Genomic DNA, 8,486 nt, shown 5'->3' with positions numbered 1-8,486 from the left:
CAAGACCATGCGCGAAACCGGACGCGACATGCAGGACAAGTACAAGGAAACCTCTCGCGGCGGACTGGCCGTCAACGTCATCGAGTGCTGAGGGCGCTCGCCTTCGGTGCTCTTCCCTCCTCCTTCCCCACAGAGGCCGCCATGCACGCTCATTCCCTTTCCACCCGCCTGCGCCGCTCGCTGCTGTGCATCGGGCTGGCCGGCGCCGGCATCGCGCCCGCCTTCGCCCAGGACGGCGGCGAACGCGCCGAGCTGCTGGCGCAGATCGGCCAGTTGCGCGACCAGCAGGCGCAGATCGCGCGGATGCAGCGCGATACCGAAGCCGCCCTGCACGCGCTGGAAGCCCGCCTCGGCCTGGCCGTCACCCCACCCCCGCCGGCCTCCGTTGCGCCCGCACCGCCGGTCGACGCGCCTGCCGCATCCGCGTCCGCGTCCACACCGGCACCGGCGCGATTGAAAGTGGGCGGCGATTTCCGCGTGCGCGGCCAGTTCGACAATTCCGACCGCGATGGCCGCGACCGCAGCAGCGGCCAGGTGCGCGGCCGCCTTGGCGCGACCTTCGCGGTCAACGACCGCGTCACCGTGGGCGCGCGGCTGGCCACCGGCGATTCCAACGACCCCAACAGCACCGACGTGCAGTTGTCCAACTGGCTCGACGACCTGGAGGTCAGCCTGGACCAGGCCTACCTGCAACTGGCCTTCGGCGAGCTGACGGTGTTCGGCGGCAAGATGCCGCAGCCGTTCGTGCGCACCGAGCTGGTGTGGGACGGCGACGTGAACCCGCAGGGCCTGGCCGCGACCTGGCGCCACGCGCTGGGCAACGGCGGCGCGGTGCGCGCCAACGGCCTGTTCTTCGTGGTCGACGAGCAGGCCGGCGGCGCCGACAGCACCATGCTCGGCGCGCAACTGGGCTACGACAGCCCGGCCCTGGGCCAATGGCGCTTCGACGCCTCCGCCGCGTACTACGACTACACCCTGGGCAGCATGGCCGGCGCCGACGCCGGCGACTGGCGCAGCAACCTGCTCAATCCCGACGGGACGTACCTCTCCGGCTTCCGCCTGGCCGACCTGATCGTCGGCGCCAGCTACACGGGCCTGGGCGAGCGCTGGCCGCTGCGCATCGTCGGCGACTACGTGCGCAACACCGCCGCGCGCACCGACGGCGACACCGGCTACGGCCTGGACCTGGCCGTGGGCAAGGCCAGCGACGTCGGCGACCTGCGCTTCAGCTACGGCCACGCGGTGGCCGGCGTGGACGCGGTGCTGGCCGCGTTCTCGCAGGACAACATCGGCATCGGCACCAACTACCGCATGCACGCGCTGGGCGTGGACTACGTGCCATGGCCGAAGACCACGCTCAGCGCGGTGTGGTACCGGTACAGGCCCGATGCGGCCGCCTACGCCGGCAGCCACGACCCGGGCGACTGGCTCAACCGCTTCCGGGTATCGCTGATGGTCGGCTTCTGAATCGCGGGCCGGGCGGCGGCGGCGGCGCTGACGCGCGCCCGGTGCCGGCCCCGCCGTTGGCGGCCCGGCGTCAGCGCAGGGCGATCCGGATGCGCGCGCCCTCGGCCGGCACGCTGAAACGGGCTTCCTCGAAGGTCGCCTTGCGCATCACCATGGGATTGTTGCTGAAGCCGTAGCCCTCCAGCGGCATGCCGAGGGCGTTGGTGTCCAATTGGCCGTTGCCGTTCTCGTCGTGCATGACCAGCACCGCGTAGTCGCCCGGCGCCAGGCCGTCGAACTGCAGGCGGGCGGTGCCGCCGGCCGGAGGGGTGGACCGGGTGGCGACCGGGGCGGCCTGTCCATCCCAGCCCTGCGCCGAATCGACCACGGACACCTTCAGCTCGCCGGTGGCCGCGCGGATGCCGTCCAGCTCCACGGTCAGGTCCGCGGCGGACGCGGCGCCTGCGCATAGCAGGGCGGCCAGCAGCGCGGCCCGGGCAGGCGAGCGCAGACGGTGGGTGCGGTGGCGCATGGCGTGGCTCCTCTTCGATGGATGTGCGCGGCCACCGTATCCGGCGGCGATGGCGGCCGGCAGGGCCGGCGGTCACCGCCCCGACCTGCCGGAAGTCACTTCCTGTGCCCGCGCCATTGCCAGCGGCCGCGCGGCGGCCGAGCATGGCCGCATGCGCCAGATGCTCAAGGTCCTGCTGCAGCCGCTGACGGTGGCCGGGCTGCTGACCATCCTCACCGTCGGCCATTCGCTGCGCTTTGCCCCGTCCGCCGACCGTCCCCTGGCGGGCATGCTGCTGGCCGCCTTCCTGCTGCTGTTCGCGGTGCTGCAGATGCTGCCGGACACCCGCCGCAGGACCCGGAACGCGACGCTGCTGGCGATGCCGCCGTTCGCGCTGGCCCTGAACGCGCTCAGCTTCCAGGTCGGTGCGTCCCAGGTCCTGCTGGTGATCTGGGTGGCCTGCACGTTCACCGCCTGGACCCCGCGCGTGGCCATCGGCGCCGCGCTGCTGGTCAACGCCCTGTTCTACCTGCTGCTGTTCCGCGCCGGCTTCGAGGACCCGCTGTCGATGGTCCTGATCAACATGGGCTTCCAGTCGCTGGCCGCGATCTGCGTGCACTACGCGCGCTCGGCCGAGGACTCGCGCGATGCCCTGGCCCGGGTCAACGCCGACCTGCTGGCCACCCGCGCCCTGCTGGACGACAGCGCGCGCGACGCCGAGCGCCTGCGCGTGGCCCGCGAACTGCACGACGTCGCCGGGCACAAGCTCACCGCCATGCGCTTGAACCTGCGCGCGCTGGCGGCCGAACCGGCGCTGGCCGGGCATCCGCAGGTGGCCCTGGCCGAGCGCCTCTCCGCCGAACTGCTGGCCGACATCCGCCAGGTGGTGCAGTCGCTGCGCGACGACCGCGGCCTGGACCTGGCCACCGCGCTGCGCGCGCTGGCCGTCCCCTTCCCGCGCCCGGCGCTGCGCCTGGCGATCGCGCCGGATGTCCGGGTGACCGACCCGGCCGTGGCCGAGACGGTGCTGCGGCTGGCGCAGGAGGCCCTGACCAACGCGGCGCGGCACGCCGGCGCGGGCCAGGTCTGGCTGCATATCGACAACGGTGAGGGGCAGTTGCGCGTGGACATCCACGACGACGGCCAGTGCGGCGAGCGCGTGTGCGAAGGCAACGGCATCGCCGGGATGCGCGAACGCCTGGCGACGCTGCGCGGCACCCTGGACATCGGCCGGACCGCCGCAGGCGGCATGCGCCTGCAGGCGAGGCTGCCGGGGTGAGCGCGCCCGCGCCGCTGCGCGTGGCCCTGGCCGACGACCAGGCCCTGGTCCGGGCGGGGCTGCGCGCGCTGCTCGAACGCCTGGCGGTCGAGGTCGCGCTGGAGGCCGAGGACGGGCAGGAACTGCTGGACGCGCTGCGGTCGCAGCCGGTGGACGTGGTCCTCAGCGACATCCGCATGCCCGGGATGGACGGCATCGCCGCGCTGCGCGAACTGCGCGCCGGCGGCGACCGCACGCCGGTGCTGCTGCTGACCACCTTCGACGACGCCGACCTGCTGCTGCACGCGCGCGAGGCCGGCGCGCAGGGCTTCCTGCTGAAGGACGCGGCCCCGCAGGACCTGCACGAGGCGATCGTGCGCGTGGCCGGCGGCCAGACCCTGCTGCAGCCGGTGAGCACCGGCCCGGTGCGCGCACGCTACCGCTTCCACGACGAAGCGCCGCCGCACGACACCTTCGGCCAGCGCGAGGTGGCGATCCTGCGCCTGCTCGCCGGCGGCTATTCCAACAAGGAGATCGCGCGCAGCCTGTTCCTGGCCGAGGGCACGGTGAAGAACTACGTCTCCACCATCCTCGACAAGCTCGGCACCCGCGACCGTACCCGCGCGGTGCTCAAGGCGATCACGCTGCGGATCATCTGAAGGAGCGGCGGCGGCCCGTCAGCGCCGCACGTCGTAGCGCCCCTCGCCCACCAGTGCCTCGACGTCCGCCACGGTCGCCAGGTTGAAGTCGCCGGGGATGGAGTGCTTCAGGCAGCCGGCGGCCAGGCCGAAGCCGATGGTGCGCTCCGGTTGCCAGCCGTGGATCAGGCCATGCAGCACCCCGGCGGCGAAGGCGTCGCCGCCGCCGATGCGGTCGACGATGGGCCCCACCTCTTCCCGGGGCGCCAGCGCGGTGCCGCCGTCGCGGCCGACGAGCACCCCGGACAGGGCGTGATGGTCCACGTTGCGCGGGCTGCGCAGGGTGCAGGCCATCCACCGCAGGCGCGGGAAGGCGGCGAAGGCGTCCGCCGCGCCGGCCTGCACGCGCGCCAGCGGCTCGGACTGCGGGTAGTCCCCGCCCAGCACCACGCCCATGTCGCGGTGGTCGGCGAACAGCAGGTCGGCCTCGGCCATCAGTTCGGACAGGATGCCCCGGGCGTCGCCCTGCCACGCCTCCCACAGCTTCGGCCGGAAGTTGCCGTCGAACGACACCCGGGCGCCGGTCGCGCGCGCCGCGCGCGCCGCGGCCAGGGCAGCGGCGGCCGTGTTCGTGCCCAGCGCCGGGGTGATGCCCGACAGGTGCAGCCAATCGGCCCCGTCCAGCAGCGCCGGCCAGTCGTAGGCCTCGGCGGCGGCCAGGGCGAAGGCCGAGCCGGCGCGGTCGTACAACACCTCGGCCGGGCGGTGGATCGCACCGGGGGCGAGGAAGTACAGGCCCATCCGCCCCGGCGCGATGCGCACGCCCGAGGTATCCATGCCGTGGCGGCGCAGCTCGCCGGCCGCGGCCTCGCCCAGCGCGTTGTCGGCCACGGTGCTCACCATCGCCGCGCGATGGCCGAACCGGGCCAGGGAAACGCCGACATTGGCCTCGGCTCCGCCGATGCGCACCTCCAGCGCAGGACTCTGCAGCAGCCGCTCGCGGCCGGGCGCGCTCAGGCGCAGCAGCAGTTCACCGAAACACACGACACGAGCCGACATCCCCTTCTCCCTCGATTGGCGCCGACACCGGCGCTGGATGGTGCCATGAGCGTACCGTGGGCTTGCGATCGGGACGAGGCGTCATGGCCAGCGGTGTCATTCTAGCGCCGCCCAACCATGCGGTGAGTGCCTCCCCTGTGAGCGCTACCATGCAAATTTCGTGCTGCAATGCAAGATGCCCGGCTCCGGAAGCGGTGTTAGCGTCCCGTTTGACCAGCGGTGTCATTCGCCCTGGCTTTGCCATTCGTCCTAGCGTTTCGATGCCCTTGGGAGGGGAAAATGCAAAACCGTAGCAACCGCCGGAAGACACCGGTTACCTTGCTGGCCGCGTCCATCGGCCTGGCCTTGTACGTACCGTCAGCCTTCGCCCAGGAAGCCCCCGACGCCGGGGACACCACCAACCTCGACACCATCGTGGTGACCGGCTACCGCGCCAGCCTGGAGCGTGCCATCGACATCAAGCGCGGCGAAGCCGGCGTGGTCGACGCCATCGTCGCCGAGGACATCGCCGACTTCCCGGACCTGAACCTGGCCGAATCGCTGCAGCGCATTCCCGGCGTGTCCATCACCCGCGACGGCGGCGAGGGCCGCAACATCTCCGTGCGCGGCCTGGGTCCGCAGTTCACCCGCGTGCGCATCAACGGCATCGAGGCGCTGGCCACCGGCGGCGGCACCGATACCGCCGGCGGCGTGAACCGCGGCCGCGGCTTCGACTTCAACACCTTCGCCTCGGAGCTGTTCAGCCAGCTCCTGGTGCGCAAGACCTCCTCGGCCGACGTCGAGGAAGGTTCGCTCGGCGCCACCGTGGACCTGCGCACCGGGCGTCCGTTCGACTACGACGGCTTCACCCTGGTCGTCGGCGGGCAGGCCAGCTACAGCGACCTGGCCGGCAAGGTCGCGCCGCGCGCCACCGCGCTGGTCAGCAACACCTGGGCCGACGGCCGTGTCGGCGCGCTGCTGTCGGTCGCCTACACCGATCGCACGGTGCACGAGGAAGGCTCCGACTCGGTACGCTGGAAGACGGCCACCGGCGATGGCGGCTTCAGCCCCTCGTCGCCGTTCGCCGCCGCCAACGACGCCAGCGTGTTCCATCCGCGCATCCCGCGCTACAACCTGTTCCGCCACGAGCAGGAACGCCTGGGCGTGACCGGTTCGCTGCAGTTCAAGGCCAGCGACCGTACCGAGATCGTGCTCGATACCCTGTACGCGCGCTTCGACGCCAATCGCTGGCAGGACAACATCAACGCCGTGTCCTTCAGCCGCAGCGGCAACGGCAAGCCGGACACCGTGGTCCTGGACGGCGAGATCGATTCCACCGGCAACCTGGTCTACGGTGTGTTCGACAACGTCGACATCCGTTCCGAAGGACGCTACGACGAGCAGACCACCGAGTTCAAGCAGTGGGGCCTGTCGCTGGCGCACGAGTTCAGCGACAGCTTCTCGCTGGATGCGCTGATCGGCGGCGCGGTGTCGACCTACGACAACCCGATCCAGACCACGGTCATCGCCGACAAGTTCGACGTCGACGGCTATTCGTGGGACTACCGCGGCAACCGCCGCCTGCCGGTATTCAACTACGGCAGCATCGATCCCACCGACCCCAATGGCTGGACTCTGGCCGAGATCCGCCTGCGCCCGCAGTGGGTCGAGAACACCTTCGACACCGCCTCGCTCGACCTTTCCTGGATCGCCTCCTCGTACTTCACCCTCAAGGGCGGCGTGAACGCCAAGGAGTACGAGTACAAGAGCAGGGAGTGGGGGCGCGGCACCGCGCCGGGCAACCGCGTGGAAACCGTGCCGGGCAGCTTCATGGACAGCGCCACGCTGGCCGCGCTGATGCGCAGGTACAGCGTCGGCCACGGCGGCAGCGCGGTGGTCCCGGACGTGCAGGCCTTCGCCCGCGAACTGGGCATCCACGACGGCACGGGCCTGTTCGCCCTCAGCAACACGCTCAACAACCTGGCCGCCAACAACCGCAACGTCACCGAGAAGGTCACCGGCTTCTACCTGCAGGGCGACTTCAACTTCGACATCGGCTCGGTGCCGGTGCGCGGCAACCTGGGCGTGCGCCGCGTCGACTCCGAGCTGACCAGCGACGGCTGGTCGATCGTCGGCGGCCTGCCGCAGGCCACCCGCGTGGTGCACGAGTACAAGGACACCCTGCCGTCGCTGAACATCGCCGCCGAGCTCACTCCGGACCTGGTGCTGCGCTTCGCCGCGGCCGAAGTGATGGCGCGCCCGGACCTGGGCTTCCTCAACCCGGGCGCCACCGTCAGCGTGGCCGGCGGCGCACGCACGGTCAGCACCGGCAACCCGAAGCTGGACCCGTTCCGCGCCAAGACCCTGGACCTGGGCCTGGAATGGTATTTCGGCGACGGCGGCCTGCTCTCGGCCGGCCTGTTCTACAAGGACATCGAAAGCTACGTCCAGACCTCGCGCGAGACCCGCGCCTACAGCACCTCGGGCCTGCCCGAGTCGCTGATCGCCGGCACCGGCGCCACGATGAGCGACGAGTTCGTGTTCACCCAGCCGTTGAACACCCCCGGCGGCGACCTGAAGGGCTACGAGCTCAGCTACCAGCAGCCGTTCTCGTTCCTGCCCGGGCTCTGGAAGGACTTCGGCGTGCAGTTGAACTACACCCACGTCGAATCGGAGATCCAGTACCTGTCGTCGACCGGTGCGCCGAGCGCGAAGGGGCCGATGGTCGGCCTGTCCGAGAACGCCTGGAACGCCACCCTGTACTACGACAACGGCGACTTCTCCGCCCGCGTGTCGGCCGCCTATCGCGACGAGTACATGAACACCATCCCGGGCCGCGAGAACACCGACATGGAAGGCACCGCGGCCACCACCACGGTCGACGCCTCGCTGTCGTACAACATCAGCAAGAACCTGTCGGTGTCGATCGAGGGCCTGAACCTGACCGACGAGTGGAACGACATGTGGATCGACAGCACCCGCGACCTGCCGATCGCCTACACCCACACCGGCCGGCAGTACATGCTGGGCCTGCGCTACAAGTTCTGATCCGGCCGCACGGCCACGATCGGGCTTGACCCAAGGCCGGGGCGGCACTGCCGCTCCGGCCTCTTTTTGTGCGTGCCGCCGGCTACCGCATGGCCTTCGGCGCGGTACCCGCCTTCTCCGGCGACGGTCCGGAGAGCGGCCGGCCACGCACTCCGGGCGGTGCTGCGCTGCAAGTTGCGGCACGCCCGGACCGTTGTTACGGTCCTATGACCATCGGTGTCATATGCACCGCTTCCGTTTGGATGCCCTGCCGCATCCTGCCGACCATGCCGCCATTTCCGGGAAGGGGAACCTTCGATGCAACCATCTGCCATCCATGGGAAGACACCGGTTACCTTGTTGGCCGACTCCGCCGGCATGTCCTTCGGCAGCGGGGCTGGAATCCGGGCACCTGCGCGCCGACCGTGCGCGACGCGGGCGGACGCGGCGCGCGCCCTGCGTGCGGACATGCCGGTCCACGGGGGCGCGACCTGCACCGACAGCCGGGCCACCCTTTTGTCCCGCTCCCGCAATGCCGCATCGTGCGGCAGCGGAGGATGCCTCTTGC

7 protein-coding genes are annotated in these 8,486 nt (G+C 71.0%); 5 read left to right on the top strand and 2 right to left on the bottom strand.

The features are described 5' to 3' along the window. Together HNR76_RS10780 and HNR76_RS10775 are read left to right on the top strand one after the other, a co-directional pair. A partial coding sequence (locus tag HNR76_RS10780) for an L-serine ammonia-lyase, iron-sulfur-dependent, subunit alpha (RefSeq protein WP_183982237.1) occupies positions 1-91 on the top strand: 91 nt, incomplete at its 5' end. Between the two features lie 50 nt (positions 92-141). After that, on the top strand, positions 142-1,467 hold the full coding sequence (locus HNR76_RS10775) for a putative porin (RefSeq protein WP_183982235.1): 1,326 nt from the start codon (positions 142-144) through the stop codon (positions 1,465-1,467). Between the two features lie 70 nt (positions 1,468-1,537). Here the strand turns inward: HNR76_RS10775 and HNR76_RS10770 are convergent, their stop codons facing one another. Continuing rightward, complete coding sequence (locus tag HNR76_RS10770; RefSeq protein ID WP_162310430.1) at positions 1,538-1,978, bottom strand: DUF2141 domain-containing protein; 441 nt, start codon at positions 1,976-1,978, stop codon at positions 1,538-1,540. A gap of 49 nt (positions 1,979-2,027) precedes the next feature. On the opposite strand from HNR76_RS10770, the gene HNR76_RS10765 reads away from it, so the two are divergent. Both HNR76_RS10765 and HNR76_RS10760 read left to right on the top strand, forming a co-directional pair. Further along, positions 2,028-3,236, top strand: a complete 1,209-nt coding sequence (locus HNR76_RS10765) for a sensor histidine kinase (RefSeq protein ID WP_246429100.1) — start codon at positions 2,028-2,030, stop codon at positions 3,234-3,236. After that, positions 3,233-3,874, top strand: a complete 642-nt coding sequence (locus HNR76_RS10760) for a response regulator transcription factor (protein ID WP_162310432.1) — start codon at positions 3,233-3,235, stop codon at positions 3,872-3,874. The genes HNR76_RS10765 and HNR76_RS10760 overlap by 4 nt, the downstream gene beginning before the upstream one ends. A gap of 18 nt (positions 3,875-3,892) precedes the next feature. Here the strand turns inward: HNR76_RS10760 and HNR76_RS10755 are convergent, their stop codons facing one another. Then, on the bottom strand, positions 3,893-4,912 hold the full coding sequence (locus HNR76_RS10755) for a sugar kinase (RefSeq protein WP_162310433.1): 1,020 nt from the start codon (positions 4,910-4,912) through the stop codon (positions 3,893-3,895). Between the two features lie 279 nt (positions 4,913-5,191). Between HNR76_RS10755 and HNR76_RS10750 the strand changes: the two genes are divergently transcribed. Beyond that, positions 5,192-7,939, top strand: a complete 2,748-nt coding sequence (locus HNR76_RS10750) for a TonB-dependent receptor (protein WP_162310434.1) — start codon at positions 5,192-5,194, stop codon at positions 7,937-7,939. The last annotated feature ends 547 nt before the right edge of the window (positions 7,940-8,486 follow it).

Origin of the sequence: Pseudoxanthomonas broegbernensis, from assembly GCF_014202435.1 — a bacterium.
Classification (GTDB): domain Bacteria; phylum Pseudomonadota; class Gammaproteobacteria; order Xanthomonadales; family Xanthomonadaceae; genus Pseudoxanthomonas; species Pseudoxanthomonas broegbernensis.
The sequence above is the reverse complement of the archived record's forward strand: the minus strand, read 5'-3'. Positions and strand labels throughout refer to the sequence as shown.

What these genes read in the sequence shown, in the direction of transcription:
- HNR76_RS10775 (WP_183982235.1), top strand. Translation starts at nt 142, where the DNA reads ATGCACGCTCATTCCCTTTCCACCCGCCTGCGCCGCTCGCTGCTGTGC.
- HNR76_RS10770 (WP_162310430.1), bottom strand. Translation starts at nt 1,978, where the DNA reads ATGCGCCACCGCACCCACCGTCTGCGCTCGCCTGCCCGGGCCGCGCTG.
- HNR76_RS10765 (WP_246429100.1), top strand. Translation starts at nt 2,028, where the DNA reads ATGGCGGCCGGCAGGGCCGGCGGTCACCGCCCCGACCTGCCGGAAGTC.
- HNR76_RS10755 (WP_162310433.1), bottom strand. Translation starts at nt 4,912, where the DNA reads ATGTCGGCTCGTGTCGTGTGTTTCGGTGAACTGCTGCTGCGCCTGAGC.
- HNR76_RS10750 (WP_162310434.1), top strand. Translation starts at nt 5,192, where the DNA reads ATGCAAAACCGTAGCAACCGCCGGAAGACACCGGTTACCTTGCTGGCC.